General features: G+C 35.8%; 21 protein-coding genes and 1 pseudogene. 17 read left to right on the plus strand and 5 right to left on the minus strand.

Features of this window, described 5'->3' with window-relative positions:
• The first annotated feature begins 207 nt into the window (after window positions 1-207).
• Both NKR74_RS05300 and NKR74_RS05305 read left to right on the plus strand, forming a co-directional pair.
• Window positions 208-1,086 (plus strand): radical SAM/SPASM domain-containing protein, encoded by an 879-nt coding sequence (locus NKR74_RS05300; RefSeq protein WP_253628875.1) that lies wholly within the window; start codon window positions 208-210, stop codon window positions 1,084-1,086.
• A gap of 247 nt (window positions 1,087-1,333) precedes the next feature.
• On the plus strand, window positions 1,334-2,158 hold the full coding sequence (locus tag NKR74_RS05305) for a hypothetical protein (protein ID WP_253628876.1): 825 nt from the start codon (window positions 1,334-1,336) through the stop codon (window positions 2,156-2,158).
• A 79-nt stretch (window positions 2,159-2,237) separates the two neighbouring features.
• On the opposite strand, the gene prsA is transcribed toward NKR74_RS05305, so the two are convergent.
• Window positions 2,238-3,101 carry a peptidylprolyl isomerase PrsA gene (prsA, locus tag NKR74_RS05310; protein WP_098306009.1) on the minus strand — a complete coding sequence of 288 codons (864 nt, stop codon included), beginning with the start codon at window positions 3,099-3,101 and terminating at the stop codon, window positions 2,238-2,240.
• A 195-nt stretch (window positions 3,102-3,296) separates the two neighbouring features.
• Between prsA and NKR74_RS05315 the strand changes: the two are divergent.
• A pseudogene (locus tag NKR74_RS05315) lies at window positions 3,297-3,368 on the plus strand (YjcZ family sporulation protein); the annotation flags it as partial.
• 31 nt (window positions 3,369-3,399) lie between these two features.
• Here NKR74_RS05315 and NKR74_RS05320 read toward each other — a convergent pair.
• Window positions 3,400-3,615, minus strand: a complete 216-nt coding sequence (locus NKR74_RS05320; protein WP_141524955.1) for a hypothetical protein — start codon at window positions 3,613-3,615, stop codon at window positions 3,400-3,402.
• 89 nt (window positions 3,616-3,704) lie between these two features.
• Here NKR74_RS05320 and NKR74_RS05325 point away from each other — a divergent pair, with 89 nt between their 5' ends.
• Window positions 3,705-4,043 (plus strand): DUF1878 family protein, encoded by a 339-nt coding sequence (locus tag NKR74_RS05325; protein ID WP_098306013.1) that lies wholly within the window; start codon window positions 3,705-3,707, stop codon window positions 4,041-4,043.
• 2 nt (window positions 4,044-4,045) lie between these two features.
• Here the strand turns inward: NKR74_RS05325 and NKR74_RS05330 are convergent, their stop codons facing one another.
• Window positions 4,046-4,606 carry an HTH-type transcriptional regulator Hpr gene (locus NKR74_RS05330; RefSeq protein ID WP_098306015.1) on the minus strand — a complete coding sequence of 187 codons (561 nt, stop codon included), beginning with the start codon at window positions 4,604-4,606 and terminating at the stop codon, window positions 4,046-4,048.
• Between the two features lie 297 nt (window positions 4,607-4,903).
• The gene (locus tag NKR74_RS05335; protein ID WP_098306017.1) at window positions 4,904-5,266 is read right to left on the minus strand and encodes a YtxH domain-containing protein; all 363 of its coding nucleotides are present in this window, start codon (window positions 5,264-5,266) and stop codon (window positions 4,904-4,906) included.
• 114 nt (window positions 5,267-5,380) lie between these two features.
• Between NKR74_RS05335 and yhzF the strand changes: the two genes are divergently transcribed.
• On the plus strand, window positions 5,381-5,572 hold the full coding sequence (gene yhzF, locus NKR74_RS05340) for a membrane protein YhzF (RefSeq protein ID WP_098306019.1): 192 nt from the start codon (window positions 5,381-5,383) through the stop codon (window positions 5,570-5,572).
• A gap of 107 nt (window positions 5,573-5,679) precedes the next feature.
• Here the strand turns inward: yhzF and NKR74_RS05345 are convergent, their stop codons facing one another.
• On the minus strand, window positions 5,680-6,114 hold the full coding sequence (locus NKR74_RS05345; RefSeq protein WP_253628877.1) for an HIT family protein: 435 nt from the start codon (window positions 6,112-6,114) through the stop codon (window positions 5,680-5,682).
• A gap of 553 nt (window positions 6,115-6,667) precedes the next feature.
• Between NKR74_RS05345 and NKR74_RS05350 the strand changes: the two genes are divergently transcribed.
• The 12 genes from NKR74_RS05350 to hemY all read left to right on the plus strand — a co-directional run bounded on the left by NKR74_RS05350 (window position 6,668) and on the right by hemY (window position 19,597).
• The gene (locus NKR74_RS05350; protein ID WP_253628878.1) at window positions 6,668-7,414 is read left to right on the plus strand and encodes an ABC transporter ATP-binding protein; all 747 of its coding nucleotides are present in this window, start codon (window positions 6,668-6,670) and stop codon (window positions 7,412-7,414) included.
• On the plus strand, window positions 7,407-8,624 hold the full coding sequence (locus NKR74_RS05355) for an ABC transporter permease (RefSeq protein ID WP_253628879.1): 1,218 nt from the start codon (window positions 7,407-7,409) through the stop codon (window positions 8,622-8,624). Before NKR74_RS05350 ends, NKR74_RS05355 begins: the two co-directional genes overlap by 8 nt.
• 59 nt (window positions 8,625-8,683) lie before the next feature.
• Window positions 8,684-9,400, plus strand: a complete 717-nt coding sequence (locus NKR74_RS05360; RefSeq protein ID WP_253628880.1) for an EcsC family protein — start codon at window positions 8,684-8,686, stop codon at window positions 9,398-9,400.
• Between the two features lie 180 nt (window positions 9,401-9,580).
• Window positions 9,581-10,057, plus strand: a complete 477-nt coding sequence (locus NKR74_RS05365; protein WP_098306027.1) for a PH domain-containing protein — start codon at window positions 9,581-9,583, stop codon at window positions 10,055-10,057.
• Window positions 10,050-11,489: a PH domain-containing protein gene (locus NKR74_RS05370; protein ID WP_253628881.1), complete on the plus strand. Its 1,440-nt coding sequence runs from the start codon at window positions 10,050-10,052 to the stop codon at window positions 11,487-11,489. Before NKR74_RS05365 ends, NKR74_RS05370 begins: the two co-directional genes overlap by 8 nt.
• Before the next feature lie 258 nt (window positions 11,490-11,747).
• Window positions 11,748-12,239, plus strand: a complete 492-nt coding sequence (locus tag NKR74_RS05375; protein WP_098306029.1) for a COG4315 family predicted lipoprotein — start codon at window positions 11,748-11,750, stop codon at window positions 12,237-12,239.
• Window positions 12,240-12,370: 131 nt separating this feature from the next.
• A complete protein-coding gene (locus NKR74_RS05380; protein WP_098306031.1) occupies window positions 12,371-12,913 on the plus strand; it encodes an RNA polymerase sigma factor in 543 nt (180 codons plus the stop codon).
• Between the two features lie 10 nt (window positions 12,914-12,923).
• Window positions 12,924-13,661 (plus strand): anti-sigma factor, encoded by a 738-nt coding sequence (locus tag NKR74_RS05385; RefSeq protein WP_098306033.1) that lies wholly within the window; start codon window positions 12,924-12,926, stop codon window positions 13,659-13,661.
• Window positions 13,662-13,874: 213 nt separating this feature from the next.
• Window positions 13,875-15,977: a transglycosylase domain-containing protein gene (locus NKR74_RS05390; protein WP_253631086.1), complete on the plus strand. Its 2,103-nt coding sequence runs from the start codon at window positions 13,875-13,877 to the stop codon at window positions 15,975-15,977.
• A 181-nt stretch (window positions 15,978-16,158) separates the two neighbouring features.
• On the plus strand, window positions 16,159-17,205 hold the full coding sequence (gene hemE / locus NKR74_RS05395) for a uroporphyrinogen decarboxylase (protein ID WP_253628882.1): 1,047 nt from the start codon (window positions 16,159-16,161) through the stop codon (window positions 17,203-17,205).
• A gap of 12 nt (window positions 17,206-17,217) precedes the next feature.
• On the plus strand, window positions 17,218-18,153 hold the full coding sequence (gene hemH / locus NKR74_RS05400) for a ferrochelatase (RefSeq protein WP_253628883.1): 936 nt from the start codon (window positions 17,218-17,220) through the stop codon (window positions 18,151-18,153).
• A 22-nt stretch (window positions 18,154-18,175) separates the two neighbouring features.
• Entirely contained in the window at window positions 18,176-19,597 is a 1,422-nt protein-coding gene (hemY, locus tag NKR74_RS05405) for a protoporphyrinogen oxidase (protein WP_253628884.1), read from the plus strand.
• Window positions 19,598-20,072 lie beyond the last annotated feature (475 nt).

Here is a 20,072-nt window from a genome sequence, read left to right on the forward strand (position 1 = left end):
TTGAATGAACCCTCTCCAATAGCGGATAGTACTTTATTTTTAAATTACAGTCATGATCCAAATACAATTGCATTCTTCCAAACCGGGAAAATAGTAACATGAGTTTCCTTGAATAAGTATGTTTTCATTTATGAAAAATTATGCTGTAATAGTGATAGAACAATAGTTTATCTTGTTCTAAGTAGTCAAAGAAGTGAGGAATTGAGATTGAAAAAGTTTAAGAAGTTTTATTTAGAGATTACAAGCGTATGTAATCTTGCATGCAGCTTTTGTCCGCCAACAGAACGGCAGAAGCAATTTCTTTCTGTGGAGGAGTTTTCAAAGCGATTAGATCAAATTAAGCCTCACACAGACTATATTTATTTACATGTAAAAGGTGAGCCTTTGCTTCACCCTAAAATAGATCAATTGTTAGACTTGTGTCATGAAAAAGGATTTAAAGTTAACATTACAACGAACGGAACGTTAATTAATAAAAAGAGGGACAAATTATTAAATAAACCTGCGCTCAGACAGATGAATTTTTCACTTCATAGCTTTGATGGCCATGAAGGTTCTAAAGATAAGGAAGGATATGTGCGAAGTATACTTTCCTTTATTAAAGAAGCGACGAGCCAATCGGAAATGATTGTTTCGCTGAGACTATGGAACCTAACGCAAGACAATAAGACGAATATTGAAATACAACGAAACAGACAGTTGTTAGAAATCATTGAGAAAGAATTTGATTTACCATACAAAATTGAAGAGAAGGTTACACCAGGAAGTGGCGTGAAAATTGCGGAACGTATCTTCATCAATCAAGATTATGAATTTCAGTGGCCTGCACTGCATGAAGAAGAGGACGATGGAAAGGGATTCTGTTATGGCCTTCGAAATCAAGCAGGTATTTTAGCAAACGGAACTGTTATTCCTTGTTGTTTAGATGGTGAGGGAATTATCAACCTTGGAAATATTAATGATGCTTCATTTTCGGATATTATCGAAGGGGACCGAGCAAAAAACCTCGTAGATGGGTTTTCACGAAGAGAAGCAGTCGAAGAACTATGTAGAAAATGCGGATATCGTAAAAGATTTGGGAAATAGATAGGTAAATGGTCGGAATTGAATAAGTTAGACGGATTCATCTGGACCATTTACCTCTGCTGAAAACGTAACAGGAGATTAAAATCACTTAATTTCCTGTTACGTTATTTTTTTGTTTTAATTATTATTATATTTAATTTTATAGTTGTTATATATACTTTCAGGTGTATTTTACTAATTAAACGGATCTCGAGGAATACAAACACGATGAACCGTAAGATAAAAATCACAAGAATTGAGGACAACAATGAAAAAACTTATTTTAACTATGATCACAGCGATGCTAATTTTATCTGGTTGTGGAGCGAAATTTACTACTGAAAATTTAGATAAAATTGTCTCTGAGGCTTCTAAAAATAAAGATATTAAGAAGTACCTTAACTCTATAACGTACAAAGAAATCGAAAAATCTGATTCGCAAACAGAAGAACAATCTTATGCTTATGATATTGTAGTTTATCTGGATAATAAATTTGATACATTGTCTCCAAAAGAACAATATGAATACTTGGTATCTGTAGCAAAGATAGTGAAGAAAAATAGTGGAACACCACAAGGAATTAATGGTGAAGGTCAGTTCTTTTGCGGAAAAGATATAAAATGTGTATTCGATAATATCGTATTGAAAACAGAGAAACATGAATACTACACAAACTATAATCCTTCTGGTTTAGTTGGAGATTGGCTTCACTTAGATGATAAAGATAAAAGTGAAAATAATATTATATATGATGCAGGTACTAAAGATGGAAAATATGTTAAGCCTGGTGAAATTGAACAAAGTAATACATCAACATCGACAGTTTCTTCTCAATCAACAAACGATGAAATAGAGCAAATTAAAAATGCTACTGGAAGAGAATGGGTTTCGTTCTCGTTTGATGAGAAATTCATAGCTGTTCAAACCGTGATTGAATCAATGAAATCTGCAGGGAGATCTATAACTGCTGATGCATATTGGTTTATTGATGCGTTAAACGCCTACTATGAAAATGGAAAAGGACCTACTGCATCGGAAAAAGTAATTGATATTATGGTAATGTCTGGGGTTGCTGGTGGTGTAATCAAATAGACAAGAGATAGAAAATATTCTTAAATCAGTAGAATGTATGATGAAAATAAAAAAGCTCGGCATATGCCGAGCTTTTTTATTATTTGCTAGATGAGCTAGGTGCGCCAGATGTACTTGCTTTCGGAGCTTCGAAGATATCTTTTAAATCTTTATCGTTAATCTTCACATCTGCTTTTTTCATTTCTTTTGTAACAAGATCGTTCATGAATTGTGGATCTTGGATTTTCTTATCAACAAGTTCCTCTTTAATACGATCTTTTTCTTGGTCGAATGGTTTCAATTCTTTAATGTCAGTTACTTTGATGATATGGTAGCCAAATTGTGATTTTACAGGTTGACTGATTTCATCTTTTTTCAATTTATATGCAGCATCTTCAAATTCTTTTACCATTTTACCTGGTCCGAAGTATCCTAAGTCGCCGCCTTTATCTTTTGAACCTGTATCTTCAGAGTATTGTTTTGCTAAGTCTTCAAAAGATTTTCCTTGTGCTAGTTCAGCTTCTACTTTTTTCGCAGTTTCTTCATCTTTTACAAGAATGTGGCTTGCTTTGATTTCAGGTTTGTAATTTGCTTTTGCTTCTTCATCCGTGATGCTTGCCTTTACAGCTTCTCTCATTGAAAGCTCAGCGCGAACGGAATCTTTTAATTGTTTCTCAGTCATACCGCTTTGCTTTAATAAAGCATCGAATTGATCACCGTATTGCTTTTTATATTCGTCATATTTTTTATTAACGGCATCGTCTTTTACTGGGTAATTTTTAGTGAATACTTTTTCCATTGTCATGTTACGTAAGACGTTTTGACCGCCTTGTTTCTTCATTGCATCATAGAACTCATCTTTTGTTATATCGCCAGCTTTTGACGTTACAACTTTGTCCGAAGTGCCACATGCTGATAATGTGAACACGCTTGTTACAGCTAGAGCAAGTATTGCTTTCTTCATGAAATAAACACTCCTACTATTATGTATTTTTTATAGTATAAGCAATATGTACTAAATTTAATATAACATATTTCAACATGTTTTCCTATTGATAAAGGAAAATTAACCATTTGTAGGTGAGTATTGTAAGATTAGGCCATTTCACCATTTTAGGTTTATAGGCATACAAAATAAGGTGAGGGGGTTGAAATTATAATGAATCGACAATTAATTTTGTTGCTTGTGTTATTTATTTTATTGGTGATAGTAGGTATAATTTGTTTATAAAGGAAAAAAGTGAGGAAGGGGGTTCCCTTCCTCACTTTGCATGAAATATAATTTCTATATAACTAGAAATTAATAAAATAGTGATACATACATTAATGAATCGAAAGACACCCGTTTTACGTCGATCAGACATTTGTTTTTGTTGACACAGTGTGTGCGTCATGAAATTCGTATAAACTAGAACAATAAGTGCAAAAGCGATAAATATAATTGTCACGAGGAGAGTCCTCCTTTGGCGAAAATACATATAATTGAATCTATTGTATCATACGATATTTTGTTCGTGTTATAAAATTCTGAAATAGAGAAACTTGTATTAGAAAGAGAGGGAAGAAAATGGACGTTGTCAAGCGCTTAGAACAAGCAGAATATTATGTATCGCTTCTTTTTAAAATGATAGATGAACAAAAGTGTCCATTTTACTCTTTAATTATAAAGAAGAAAGTGATGAGACGTGATGTAGAACGTTTGTTAGTTCTTTGTGAAGAAATGAACGAGCAATACATAATCGAAAAGCAAGAAGGTTTACTTTTATTTGATGCACTGTTGGATAAATTTGAAAAAGCGCTTCCACGAAGCCTCGAAGGAAAAGAGACCGCAGAAGCGCTTGAACGTCAAGGTTTATTTCAACCATTAATGCAAGAATTTATACGTATGATGGCATTAAAAGAATAAATTTAAAATTTTTTAACAAGTTTTTCATCGAGTTCTGTAAAATTGTCCTCGATATTATCCAGGGATTTCTCGAAAATGTCGATAAAATCTTGCCCGTAAATATTTCGTAAAATGGCGATTAATTCGATATTTTCTGGGAATTTACCATAAAAATTACGAAGAGCCAAAGCGCCATTAAAGACAGAATTACTTTCAGGGTCATACTCCTCCATTAATTGCAGCAGCAATTGCTCTCCCATATCCGTAATCTCGATATACGTGTTTCGCTTGTCATCTTCTTTTTTTGAAAAAATAAGTAAACCGCGCTCTTCTAGTTTTTTAGAGAAGTTAAAAGCTGTGGATACATGCATTACGCCGAACTTTGCAATTTCTGAAATAGAAGCCCCTTTTAAATGATACGCAATCCATAAAATGTGATGCTCATTAATGTTTAAATCGTATGGTTTTATCCATTGCTGCCAATCTTTTTCTACAGATTTCCATAACGCTTTTGATAGTTGAGCGATGCGTTGACTGAAAATCATCGCTTCTTTTATCGAATAACTTTTTTCCCCGCTTTTCATTTATTCACCCACTTTATACAATTCTTATTCATTAGTATCTATTATGCCAGTAAAATAAAAATTAATAAAGTCTTTTTGTTAGAATTGTGAAAATTTTTCGGAAAAATGACAAAACTATACAAATTCCGAGTTGATTTGGAAGCGTTTCATTGCGGATTAGGGTAAAGATTAACGTAATTTTATTCTCATTTGCATGAAAAAAGGAAACAGTGTAATTGTATAAAAAATACGGCACATGTATGTCATGTGCCGTGTAAGAGAAGAGCCGAATCAAAAATATTTGTTATATACGAAAAGTTACGCTTTATCAGGAACTGCTTGTTGTAATTTTTCAATTGATTTTTGAATGTCTTCAATTTCTTGTTCAATATGGCGCTTGTTTTGAGAAATATCTTGTCTCCATACAGAGAATGTTTCGTGCATATCATTTCTTAATTCTTGAATTACCTCTTTTCCTTCAGAAGCTGTTTCAACAATTTGTCGTTTTAATAATTTAGTATCTGCTGTAATATCAGATAATGTTTTCTTTATATCATTTCCTTTTTCTTTTAACTTATTTCGCATATCTTTTCCAGATGAAGGAGTGGAAAAGAGCACAGCAAGTCCAGCGACAGCTCCGCCGCAAATGACGCCAGTTAGGAAGAATTTAGATTTTGACATAAAAAGGACCTCCTTAATTGGTTCAACTAACCATCAGTTGATGGAAGTTTTACTTTATCGTTGTACTCATGATGTGTAAAAACGTGCATATGCATAAGACAAGGGGGGAGAAAAGTGAAATGGATTACAACAATTTGTTTTATTGTCAGTCTTTTCTTTCTTGTACGAGCAATGCAATTACTTTTCATTTTAAAACAGAAAAGATCGTATCCGCCAATACTTTTGGTGAAACAACAAACCGTTAGGTTCGCTTTTATTGGCGGGATATGTATGGTATGTACAATTCTATTGTACATACTACAATAGGTTATCTATTCAGATGAAACGGTTAGTCTGTCTTAATATGTTATATAAGAAAGATTATCTGCAAAATCTGATCTTTTCAACTCATCAGTCCCGATGAAAGTGTTATACTACTTTACACTAGTTGCAATTGTGTTTGCAATGTTGTGTAACTCTTCCATTGTGTAATCACCTTGATGAGATTTCCACACAGCGCCAAATCCGTCCTTCCCGCCGTAGCGTGGAATTAAATGAAGATGGAAGTGAAAGACAGTTTGGCCTGCTTTTTCTCCATTATTATTCAGTAAGTTAAAGCCAACTGGATTGTACTCGGCTTTAATAGCGTTCGAAATTTTTGGAACGACAGAGAAAATGTGTGCAGCAATTTCTGGTGTTAATGCAAATACATCTTGTTTATGTACTTTTGGAATTACGAGTGTATGTCCTTTTGTAACTTGGCTAATATCTAAAAAAGCAAGTACATGCTCATCTTCATATACTTTTGCGCAAGGAATTTGCCCTTCAATAATTTTACAAAAAATACAATTATCTGCTGTATGATTCATATTCCTCATCCTTTCAGTAGTCTTAGCCGTATTTTACCATAATTACATAGTAGAAAAAACACGAAAAGCAGGAAGCTAATTAAGCTTCCTGCCTTCTGAAGAAGGGTTGAAAAAGCGTTTTCGTTTAATCTACCTTTAACAGACACCTCATTTATTAGGAAATGCGTGGTAATTCGACATCTACTCTGCCGTCGACACCCCATTTACAATGAAATGATGTTGCAATCCTTCTGAAATGACTTGTTTATTTTATAAAACAGTATCTACTCTCCTCGAGACACCCCGTTTCTAAAATTAAACAATTATCTGCTCCGTGTAAACTCACTCACTTTGTCCATTATAGACACCCCATTTCATGATGATTTCGCTATGCTGTGTTCATCACTTTTATGGTTGCTTTTTCAATGTGTTCCTTCCTCACTAATTATGATGTCCGCTTTTGTAAAAGTTATGTAAAGGAAATTTTTTCTTTTTAAAAAAGTTCCGTACTATGTAGAAGCTTTAATTTTTTGGTAAGATGATTACACATACATAAAGAAGAAAGTGGTGTCATATGGAACAATTATTGCGAGTGGAAAATGTCACAGGTGGATATACAAAACGACCTGTATTGCAAAATATTTCATTCTCCGTTAAGAAAGGAGAACTTGTCGGTTTAATTGGTTTAAATGGTGCAGGCAAGAGTACAACAATTAAGCACATTATCGGATTGATGGAGCCGAAACAAGGTCACATTACGATTAACGGCAAGACATTAAAAGAGGATATGACAGCATATCGCTCTAGTTTCTCATTTATTCCAGAAACACCTGTGTTATATGAAGAGTTAACATTAGAAGAGCATTTAAAGCTAACAGCAATGGCATATGGCGTTGAGGAAAAAGAATATGAAGAACGTGTAGGAAAACTGTTAAAAGAGTTTCGCATGAAAAATCGTTTAAAGTGGTTTCCATCCCATTTTTCAAAAGGGATGAAACAAAAAGTAATGATTATGAGCGCCTTTTTAGTGCAGCCTTCTCTGTATATTGTGGATGAACCGTTTATTGGATTAGACCCGTTAGCCATTCAATCGCTTTTGCAAATGATGGATCAAATGAAGAAAAGTGGTGCTGGCATTTTAATGAGTACACATATTTTAGCAACAGCAGAGCGTTATTGTGATTCGTTCATTATTTTGCATCAAGGCGAAATTCGTGCACAGGGCACACTTGAAGAGCTGCAACAGCAGTTTAACATGTCGGGTGCAACGCTTGATGATATTTACATTGCACTAACGAAGGAAGAAGATGCTGATGAATAGTAAAAAGTTATGGAGCGAACGGTTTCGTCATTTTTTAAAAGAAATTCGTACATATGGTAAATATGTGTTTAATGATCATTTAAAATTTATTTTTGTATTTATCATCGGTGCGGGTGCATATTATTATCAGCAATGGTTACAAACATTAACACCTTCATTTCCAGCAGCATTTATTATAGCAGTTCTATTGGGCCTTGTATTAACTGCAGGATCGATTCAAACGTTATTAAAAGAAGCGGATCTTGTATATTTACTGCCGGTAGAAGAAAAATTAAAAGCATATTTCACAAAAGCATTTCAATTTACGTTTCTCATCCAGTTGTATCTGGTAGCGATGGCCAGTGCAGCGATTGCTCCGCTCTATTTCCAGCAGATGAAACAATCCGGAATAACATACATAGTAATTGTGCTCGCTATTGTGTTAAGTAAAGCTTGGAATTTATTTGTCACTTGGGAAAAGTCTTATATGACGGATAACCGTATTCACCTCATTGACTGGTTGGTCCGTTTTGTGCTTAACTTTTTCTTTGTGTATTTCCTTGTAGTGCGCGCTTCGGCTGTTTATATGGGCGCAATCATTTTTGCGATGGTGGTTTATCTTGTATTTTTGCAGCGAAAAGTAAGAGGAAAACCGCTAAACTGGGAATACTTAATTGCTGAAGAAGGAAAGAAAATGTTATTGCTATACCGCATTGCCAATATGTTTGTCGATGTGCCAGCGTTAAAGGAACGTGTATCTCGCCGGAAATGGCTTGATTTTATTCTCAATACCGTACCAGAAAAACGACCATATTTATTCTTATTTGTTCGTACGTTTTTACGTTCAGGAAATTATCTTGGATTGTATGTTCGTCTACTTATAATTGGCAGCTTGATTTTATACTTTGTTCCATTTCTATATGCACGTCTTATTGTTAGTGTCGTGTTTTTATATTTAATTGGCTATCAGTTGCTAAGCTTATGGAAGCATCATCGTTTGAAGTTATGGATGGATTTATATCCTATTTCAGAGGAAGCGAAGATGAAGGATTTTCTCGCATTATTATGTGCTGTCCTTTGCGTAGGTGGTGTAATTTTCACCGTGCTATTTGCGGTTGCAACGAAGGATATGATGATGACAGGAATCGTATTTTTTGAAAATATGTTATTTAGCGTTGGATTTGTATATCAATACGGCGCAAAGCGCTTAAAAAAATTATCCCGCACTTAAAATATAGGTGAAAAATCTGATGAATGGAAGGTTCACTGTATATTGAAAGGAAGAAAAGTATGACTGAATATGAACAAAAGGTCATCTTAGAATTGCAGCAGTGGAAAAGAAAAATTATAAAAAACTCTTCCGTAATGACACGTTTTTCAAAAGCAATGCAAACGAAAGTGCAGCAATTCATTCCAGCAAAAGTGCAAAACATATTAACAGAAACGATTAAAACGATGGTGCAAGGAATTAGCATCGGTTCAAATTTCATCAAACCGAAGTTAAAAGAAACGGATTGGTCATTGCAAAGAAGAGATGAAGAAGTGTTAAAGAAAATGGATGAATATAAAAAGATTGCAGCCGCGGAAGGAGCTGGAACAGGAGCAGGAGGTTTCTTGCTCGGTCTTGCTGACTTCCCGCTTTTGCTTAGCATTAAAATTAAATTTTTATTTGATGCGGCGACATTGTACGGCTATGATACGAGTAAAAAAGAAGAGCGGTTATTCATTCTTCATGTATTCCAACTCGCTTTCTCAAGTGATGATCATCGAAAAGAAATATGGAAGGCTATTGAAACGTGGGATACGAATATAGAAAATCATATTGATTGGGAGAAATTTCAGCAAGAATACCGGGATTATATTGACTTAGCCAAGATGCTGCAGCTTGTACCAATCATCGGTGCGCCGGTGGGGGCGTACGCGAACTATCAACTTTTACAGCGGCTCGGTGAAGTGACAATGAACTGCTATCGGCTGCGCTTCTTACAGCAAAAAGGAATAATGTAACGCGAAAAACTTTCGTATCTATACAGATGCGAAAGTTTTTTTATACCTTCAAAAAAGGAAAACATTTACTAAAAATAACTTGTTTTCCAATTATGTTTTTTATATGATTAATGCAGTTTGGTAACTAAGGTTATAGATTCATAGAAAAGATGTACTAGATGATGAAATAGAGGTGAAACGATGCAACCATTAGAAAATCAAATTCATTCCAGCATGGTACGGGTATGGCAAATTAGTTCGCTCATTACATCTGGAGTCGGTCTTATTATTACAATTGCTTATTTTATATTTATGATTAAATTTGATTGGACAGGCTGGATATTTGGTGCGCTTGTAATAGGGCTTCTTGCGTATGCGCCGCTCAGCTATCTTGTTTTTCCAAATTTACGTCAACGCTATCATAGTTATCAATTAAATGAAGAAGAGATGGAAATTCAACATGGAATGTTCGTTGTTCAGCGCGTATTAGTGCCGATGATTCGTATTCAGCACATAACGATTGAACAAGGTCCAATAATGCGTAAGTATGGCTTAACAGAATTAAAAGTATCTACAGCTGCAATGACGCACGGTATTCCTGGTTTAACGATGAGAGAAGCAGAACAATTAAAACGCCAAATTTCTGAACTGGCAAAGGTAAGTGATGAAGATGTATAAGAGGCAGCATCCAATTACCATTTTATTTGAATTAAAGATTAAAGATCTTCTGCCAACATTTCTACTTCTCTTTAGTACGAAAGGTAAATTTCCATTTTGGTATTTGATTCCATTTGGTATTTTCGCATTTACCATTCTTTCTACTATGATTGAATGGTATTACAAAGTGTATTGGATTGAAAATAATACTCTACATATTAAACATGGATTATTTGTGAAAAAAGAAAGCTACTTAAATAAAGAGCGTGTGCAAACAATCAATACAAGCTCCAATGTTGTTTATCAATTGTTAGGTTTAACGAAATTAAAAATTGAAACGGCTGGCGGAGGCCATGAGCCAGAGGTAAACTTAGCGGGGATTACAAATGATGAGGCAAAGCATATAATTTCTCTTCTAAATGAAGAAGCGAAAATAGAAGAACAGTTAAAAGAAGAACAGCATACACAAACGAATGAAACGAATACAGCTGTTTATAAACTAACAGTAAAAGAAATTCTCCTTGCATCTATTACATCCGGTCAGTTTGGGTTGTTATTTTCGTTTCTTTTCATATTTGCGCAAGAGCTAAAAGACTATCTTCCACAGCATCTTATCAATGCAGTCGAAAAATATGTGGAAAATAGTGATATGTACGGCTGGATGTATATGGCGGCTATTTTACTTGTATTTTCATGGATTATTTCAACAATTTCATATGCATTTAAACATGCGAATTTTACTGTTTATCGAAGAGGAGATGAAATTCGCATTTCGCAAGGGCTATTTGAGAAAAAGGAACTTGTGTTAAAGTTACACCGGATCCAAGCTATTACGATTAAAGAAGCGCTGCTTCGCCAACCGTTTGGTTATTGCTCGGTGCACGTAGAAGTGATTCAAAGCGTTGGAAAAAATGACATGAATGTTACGTTGCATCCCCTTATGAAAAAAAAGGATGTGCAACAATTATTTGAGCACTTGCAATTACCATACGAAGTAGAGGAGCGTGTAACACATTTACCAAAGGCTGCACTGCGTCGCTACCTCATTTATAGTTGGGTCATTTGTATGATATTTGCGATACCAATTGCCGGAGTAAGTATATATTTTAAACAATATATAGGGCTATTTGTATTAATTCCATTGTTTATGACTTTTACAGCTCTTGGATATGGAAAATTTACAACAGGCGGATATGCGCTAGAGCCTAATCAGCTCATAATTGTATATCGCGGCATTGCTAAATATACGGGATTAGTGAGAAAAAGACATATTCAATCGATGAAGAAAAGTCAGTCTTACTTCCAGCATAAAGATCAATTGTGTACGTATATGTTTGCGGTTGCATCATCAGGTGCGGGACGGCATTATGAATTAAAACATACGAGATTAGAAGATGCGGAAAAGATGCATAGTTGGTATAAGCAAAAAGATGAAAAAATAGTTGTAGACTGAAAGAGCGTTTGAGTATAAAGTGTTGTTAATATAACGATATTCAATATATAGAAACATATAAAAATTCTTCAGTTTACATAAAGTGAAACTTCCAGCAGTGGGGGCTTACTGCCTGCGAATAGCAGAATAAATTTGATAGAGTTAGAAAGAGATGTAAGCAGAAGGAAAGGCTTGCATCTTTTTTTATTTTCTATAAAACCGATTCAATCTTTCAATCGTTACCTTACATATAAATAAAAAATTGAAGGAGGAGTCAGTATGAAAGCATGGCAATGTGTTGTATCCATATTAGCGAGCATTTTTTTATTAGCAGCGTGTAATAGCGATAAGGAAGAAGGGGCTCAAAGTAAGAAAACGAGTGGAGAAAACGTGAGTGAAGTTTCTAGTAATAAAGACGAATCTTCTAGTTTACAATTATTAGAGAACGATAAGGTTGGAAAATACTTAGCAGATGCAAACGGAAAGACACTCTATTATTTTGCAAAAGACACATCTAAGGTAAGTAATTGTAGTGGTGACTGTGTAAAACTTTGGCCGCCATTTGTTGCAAAAGATTTTGAAGTGCCAAAAGGATTTGATAAAAAAGACTTTGCTACGATAACAAGAGAAGATACGAAAGAACAACAAGTAACGTATAAAGGCTATCCCCTTTACTACTTTGCGAATGATAAATCAAAAGGAGATATAAATGGACAAGGGGTTAAAGATATATGGTTTGTGTTGAATAGTGAAACTACATTTAAACAGTAAACAGTGGTAAATATTCTGTTAAAAGGAGCGACCAGCATTGTTGGTGGTTCCTATTTTTCTTCCTGAATTATATAATTGAATAAATTACAAATTATCAGAAATAAATGAAAAAACAGGGAGTGCAGGTGAGAATGAAAGAAAAAAATGATTATGAGTTAATGCAATTAGTAAAAAGAAACCATCGTCCTGCATTAGAAGAACTATATGAACGATATATTAAGTTGACATATAGTTTCACTTTTAAATTTTTTCAGGGAAATGAAGACAAAACAAAAGAAGTTGTTCAATTAGTTTTTTTAAAACTTTGGACAACGAAAAGTATGTATAATCCTTCAAAAGGTGAGTTCGTAAATTGGATACTTACGATTACGAGGAATATATGTATTGATTATGTCCGAAAAGAAAATAAAGAACTTATGTATAGGAAGTTTGATGATGCTGAAAAACCTATACATATAGCAGATTCAAAGAATGAAATCGAGAAAAGGCTGCACAGTGTTGAAATTCAAAAGGCAAAGCAGAATTTGTCTACGTCTCAAAAAAGATTAATCGACTTGCTCTATTGGAAAGGTTATTCCCTTAGTGAGATTGCTAAAATGGAAGATGAACCATTGGGAACCACTAAAAGTCGTCTTCATCAATCTTTAAAGCAATTAAAAAAATATCTAGAATAGAGGGGATAGTATGGAGAGAGAATGTGAGCATTTATTATCCTACGTTACGAATACATTTGATGATAAAGAAGAAAAAAAGTTTAAAGAACATTTAAAGGTATGCCCGAAATGTCAAGCTGAGTATCAATCAATGCAGCCAGCTTGGGAAGCGCTGCATTTCGATTTTGAGGAGAAAGAAGTACCAGCAACATTAAAAGCTGAAGTGTTTGATTTTATATTTGCAGACGAACAAACGAATGAAGATAACAGAGTAACAGCGAAATGGAAAGAATGGACGGCTTTACTAAAAAAACAATTTACACCGTTGGCAACAGGAGTACTAGTAACAATGTTAGTGATTACAGTAGCATTAACAATCGAAAATTCACAATTAAAAACACAACCTTTAGCTAAGCATGAATTAAACAGCGATCCAATTGAAGTAATTTCTACTCGTCCATTAGTATCAACCGATCAAAATCATGAAAATACAAAGGGATATATGTTTGTTATACAACAAGGAGATAAGAAAAAATTAGTTGTACAAGCGGATCATTTGCCACAAGTGAAAAATTCAGAAGTGTATCAAGTTTGGTTATTGAAAGATGGCGAAAGAAAAAACGCTGGAATCTTTAAACCTGATGAAACTGGTTCGGGACTTCTGACATATGAAATTTCACAAAAACAGTCCTTCGATAACATCGGTATTACACTTGAACCAGATTCGAATAGTACGAAACCTCTTGGCAAAAAGGTACTAGGAACTTAAAACATATGTTACAGTGAATTCAATTTTCTTATAAAGTGAAATTTTCATCAGTGGGGTATGAAGAAACCCCCACTGATGGAAGTTTCACTTTATTTTTCTTCATTATATCAAGACGTGTAAAAACCTTCGAAGATGATACATAAAGGATATGTTTTTTCAAATAATAAACGTACCATCATTTGGAAAGAAGGGTGAGGCGTGAAGAATACAAAGATGTTTCTCATTGGCTTTGTTTCAATTTTTATATTTGCAATTGTTCTATATAAACTGATTATATTTGCTGGTGGTTATATGATGGATGAAAAGCGTCTTGTATTTCACTCTTCATCACGTATCGTTGATCAGAAAGGTAAAGAAATCACGAAACTTTACGTGGAAAATCGAGAATTGGTACATATTGAAGATATCCCAACATTTGTTCAACAATCGTTTTTAGCTGTTGAAGATTCACGTTTTTATAAACATCATGGTGTTGATTTTTCTTCTATTATACGAGCACTTTATAAAGATATTTTAGCTGGAGAGAAAGTAGAAGGCGGGAGTACGATTACACAGCAGCTTGTGAAAAATGTCTTTTTGTCACATGAAAAAACGTTATTTCGAAAAATGAAGGAAGTTGCAATTGCGTTTCACTTGGAGCAGAAATATACGAAGCAGCAGCTTTTAGAAATGTATTTAAATCATATTTATTTTGGGCACGGGGCATATGGCATTCAAGCAGCTGCAAAATTTTATTTTAATAAAGACGCACAGCAGTTAACGGTCGAAGAAGGTGCGATGCTCGCTGCTCTTCCGAAAGCACCGAATAGCTATTCTCCGTTTTTGCATCCTGAAAAAAGTAAGGAACGCCGGGATTTAATTTTATCGTTAATGCATAAGCAAGGATATTTATCGGCAGAAGAAACAGTTCGTTATCAAGGGAAAACGATTGCTCTTCATACAAATCGAAATGAACAGGAGCTTGCTTATATGCCATATATCGATATGGTAGTCGATGAAGCAGCTCGTACGTATGGATTATCTCATCAAGAAGTATTGCGCGGAGGATATACATTTGTTGTTGCAATGGATGACAAGATGCAAAAGGTAGCGTATGAACAATTGCAAAATGTCCGTAATTTTCCAATGCAAGACGATGAGATGCAAGGTGCTGTTCTCTTAATGGATAGTAGAACAGGCGGGATAAGAGCTGCAGTTGGAGGAAGGCATTACTTAGCACGCGGGTTAAATCGAATTTACGCAAAGCGGCAGCCGGGATCTGTATTAAAGCCGCTTCTCGTATATGCACCAGCACTTGAAACGAAAAAATATACACCGTATTCTTTATTAACAAATGAACAAAGTTCGTTTGATGGCTATGAACCGCACAATTATAACAATCAATATTCGAAGGAAGTAACGATGTATGATGCGCTATTAGAATCGGCAAATGTTCCAGCTGTATCTCTTCTGCATGAAATTGGCGTGGAGGAAGGAATGCGATATTTAGAAAAAGGAGATATCTATATTCCTGAACACGGTCTTAGTACTGCGCTTGGCGGTTTAAAAGAAGGAGTTTCCCCATTTGAACTTGTGAAAATGTATCGTGCATTTGTAGAGGGTGGAAAAATCGTTGAACCGCATGTAATTGAGAAGGTGTTGAATCGACACGGAGAAATCATTGGACAAGCAACAGGAAAAGAAATAAAAATTTTTTCTAAGCAAACTGCTTGGTATATGACAAAAATGCTTGAAGGTGTTGTGAAAGAAGGAACTGCACAAGATGGTGTATATAAAGGAGCACTTGCTGGGAAAACAGGAACAACCTCTTTGCCAAATCAAGAAAACGGAGCAAGAGATGTTTGGTTTGTTGGTTATACACCAGATTTAGTTGGGGCTGTTTGGATGGGGTATGACCGCACTGATGACAAACATTATGTGCGTGGCAGCAGTGCCTATCCAACAAAACTATTTAAAACAATTTTAGCGAAAGTAAATGTACAAGATGAAAAGAATTTTGTACAGCCACGCGGTGTTGAAACGATTGGGATGCCGATTCGCTTAAGTAAAGTGGATGGTTTAGAAGCTAAGTTAATGTTTACCCCGCTTGGTTTATTTACAGCAAAACTAACATGGAATCAACTTCCTGATAAGAGAGTTCAATATCGAATTTACAAAATAGACAATGGGAAAGCAACTCATATAGATACAGTAACAGGAAAAGGTGAATATGAAGCAAAGTTTATGAACGTTTTTAAAGCACCTCGTTTTTATGTTGTACCATTTAATCCGCAAACGAATCGAGAAGGAGAAAAAACAAAAGAGGTTAAGCCGTAAATTCAGCTTGTGCTATAATGAAAATGTTCCGAAAAAAGAAGGGATTTAGACATATGTTTGTGTCAATTTCATGAACATCGTACATAATGTTGTACATTTTGTTTTTACAGATTGTATAGTAAGAAAAGATAAAAAGGATAGGGTTCGTTAGCTGCATTAGAAAAGAAGGGGGAACAGGGTTTTGGTACGACAAATCAATGAAACATTTTTACAAGCATGCAGAGGAGAGCGTACAGATTATGTACCAGCATGGTATATGCGCCAAGCGGGTCGCTCTCAGCCGGAATACAGAAAGATTAAAGAAAAGTATTCTTTGTTTGAAATTACACATCAGCCAGAGCTTTGTGCTTATGTAACGAAGCTGCCTGTTGATCAATATAACGTTGACGCTGCGATTTTATATAAAGATATTATGTCACCGCTTCCAGCGATTGGTGTGGATGTAGAGATTAAATCTGGAATTGGGCCTGTGATTGATAATCCTATTCAATCGCTGCAAGATGTAGAAAAATTAGGAGAAATTCATCCTGAAGATGACGTTCCATATATATTAGATACGATTCGGTTATTAACAACGGAAATGCTTGATGTTCCGCTAATCGGATTTTCAGGAGCACCGTTTACGCTAGCAAGTTATATGATTGAAGGCGGACCGTCTCGCAATTATCATAAAACGAAAGCGTTTATGTATGCAGAGCCGAAAGCATGGTTTGCGCTAATGGATAAGCTTGCAGATATGACGATTACGTATTTAAAAGCGCAAATTAATGCTGGTGCAAAAGCAATCCAAATTTTCGATTCTTGGGTTGGTACAGTAAATGTTGCGGATTACCGCTTATATATTAAACCAGCAATGGAGCGTATTTTCACAGAGCTTCGTTCTATGAATATACCGCTTATTATGCACGGCGTTGGAGCGAGTCATTTAGCAAATGAATGGCATGACTTGCCACTTGATGTTGTCGGTCTGGACTGGCGTCTGCCGATTGAAGACGCACGTGCGCGCGGTATTCAAAAGGCGGTGCAAGGAAATTTAGATCCATCTATTTTACTTGCACCGTGGGATATTATTGAACCGCATGTAAAAGCGATTTTAGACGAAGGAATGAAACAGCCGGGATACGTATTTAACTTAGGACATGGTGTATTCCCAGAGGTAAATCCAGAGACGTTAAAACGTATGACTGCATTCATACACGACTATTCAAGAGAACAGTTGGCGAAGTAAAGGAGAAGCCGCATGAAAAAGAAAATCGGTTTACTTGTGATGGCATATGGAACGCCTTATAAAGAAGAAGATATTGAACGTTACTATACACATATTCGCAGAGGAAGAAAGCCAAGCGCAGAAATGTTAGAAGAGCTAACAGAACGCTACCGAGCAATCGGTGGCATTTCTCCTCTAGCAAAGATTACGCTTGAGCAAGCAACAAAGTTAGAAGCGCATTTAAATGAAATGCAAGACGAAGTAGAGTTTAAAATGTATCTCGGCTTAAAACATATTGAGCCGTTTATTGAAGATGCTGTGAAGAATATGCACGAAAATGGAATTAAAGATGCAATTGCCCTTGTTCTTGCGCCGCACTATTCTACATTCAGCGTAAAGTCGTATGTAGGAAGAGCGCAAGAAGAAGCAGAAAAGCTTGGCAGCTTGCAAATTCATGGTATTGACAGTTGGTATAAAGAACCGAAATTTATCGATTACTGGGTTAACCAAGTAAAAGCAACATATGAAACAATGACAGCTGAAGAGCGTGAAAAAGCTGTTCTTATCGTATCAGCGCATAGTTTGCCAGAGAAAATCATTGCGCTTGGTGATCCGTATCCAGAACAATTAAGTGAAACGGCTGATTATATTGCCCGCGGAGCTGAAGTGGAAAATTATGCAGTAGGCTGGCAAAGTGCCGGTAATACACCAGAGCCATGGATTGGGCCAGATGTGCAGGATTTAACACGTGAATTGCATGAGAAATATGGATACACTTCTTTTGTATATGCACCTGTTGGATTTGTTGCAGATCATTTAGAAGTACTATATGACAATGATATTGAATGTAAAATTGTAACAGAAGAAATAAATGCAAAGTATTATCGTCCAGAAATGCCAAATGCAAGTGCTGCATTTATTGCTTGTTTAGCAGATGTTGTTATAAAAAAGTGGAGTGCAGTTTCATAAAGCAAGGAAGGAGGAAGCAGACTTGAAAAAGAAGGTAGTAATTATAGGTGGCGGGATTTCCGGTTTAACAACAGCATATTACTTACAAAAAGAAATTCGTGAACAAGTGCTGCCGATTGATACGATGCTTATTGAAGCATCAGGTAGGCTCGGAGGAAAAATTCAAACACTGCAAAAAGACGGATTTACAATTGAACGTGGTCCAGATTCGTTCCTAGAGCGAAAAGAGAGTGCAGCAAGGTTAGCACGAGAATTAAATCTTGGCGATGAACTTGTCAACAATGCAACAGGAAAATCGTTTGTCCTTGTAAATAATCGTTTGCATGGCATTCCAAGCGGTTCGATGATGGGGATTCCAACGCAAATTAAACCATTTGTATTTTCTGGGTTATTTTCTCCTATCGGCAAGGTGCGAGCAAGCTTTGATTTTGTGCTTCCTCGTTCTAAGCCAATATCGGATCAATCACTCGGTCATTTTTTCCGTCGCCGTTTAGGAAATGAAGTGGTTGAAAATTTAATTGAGCCGTTGTTATCAGGCATTTATGCTGGTGATATTGATCAGATGAGTTTAATGTCGACGTTCCCGCAGTTTTATCAAGTAGAACAAAAATATCGCAGTATTTCGCTCGGTATGCGTACATTGGCACCGAAAAAGCCAAAGGACGCGAAGGCAAAAGGAATCTTTTTAACGTTGAAAACAGGATTACAATCCATTGTAGATGCAATTGAAGAAAGATTAGAAGATGAAACGGTTATGAAAGGAACGCGCGTTGAAAAAATCACAAAAATTGGTGATTGTTATAGCATTACACTTAGTAATGGTAAAGAAATAGAAGCCGATGCTATTGTTATGGCTGCATCTCATAAATGGTTGCCAGCGATGTTTTCTCAATATAAACAGTTCCGTTTTTTCCGCAACATTCCATCTACGTCAGTTGCGAATGTAGCGTTAGCGTTCCCAGAAGAAGCGATTCAGCGTGATATTGAAGGAACAGGATTTGTTGTCTCTCGTAATAGTGATTTTACGATTACAGCATGTACATGGACGCATAAAAAATGGCCCCATACGACGCCGGAAGGAAAAGTGCTCTTGCGCTGTTATGTGGGACGCCCTGGTGATGAAGCAATTGTGGAGCAGACAGATGAAGAAATGGTTCGTGTCGTGTTAGAAGATCTGCAAAAGACGATGGATATAACAACTGAGCCAGAGTTTACTGTTGTCAGCCGCTGGAAAGATGCGATGCCGCAATATACGGTTGGTCATAAAGAGCGTATGGAAACTTTAAAACAGTTCATGAATGAAGAATTACCTGGCATTTATTTAGCAGGAAGCTCTTATGCTGGCGCTGGATTGCCAGATTGTATTGATCAAGGCGAAGCAGCGGTAAAATATGTATTATCTTATTTAGAACAAACGCATCAAAAAGAGTTAATGGCACAATAGTAGGAGGGGCTGATCTAAAAGGCACGTAGGTGTCTTTTAGAATCAGCCCCTTTTTTACGTGTCCGCCGATATATCGGCGCTTCGACAGAATATAAAGTGAAACTTCCTTTTGGGAACGTTTTTTTCCCAGAAGGTTAGTTGAACCAATCGGGCTTTTACGGGCAGTGATTCTCCACCTATCTTCTTCGCTTTTCTCTGAATCTTAAGGTGGGGGTTTTACTGCCCGTTAATGCGGGATAAAGACCTTTCGACAATGTTCAACATGCGGGTAGTCCACTGGAACTGGATCGTATCGAAAAGTAGAAGGAGCTGACTCAAAAGTTGGCTCCTTTCTTATTTGTGTACGAAATTAATTTTTTGTAAATTCTCATAAATGTAATATTCTTTATAAAGAATCCCTGCTATGATAGAACATGCTAGGGTATAGGACAAACATTTAGGGGGAGGATTTCTTTGAAAAAGCTAGCAATCATCT

It is taken from the genome of Bacillus sp. 3103sda1, from assembly GCF_024159135.1.
In the GTDB taxonomy this organism is placed as follows: Bacteria; Bacillota; Bacilli; order Bacillales; family Bacillaceae_G; genus Bacillus_A; species Bacillus_A rhizoplanae.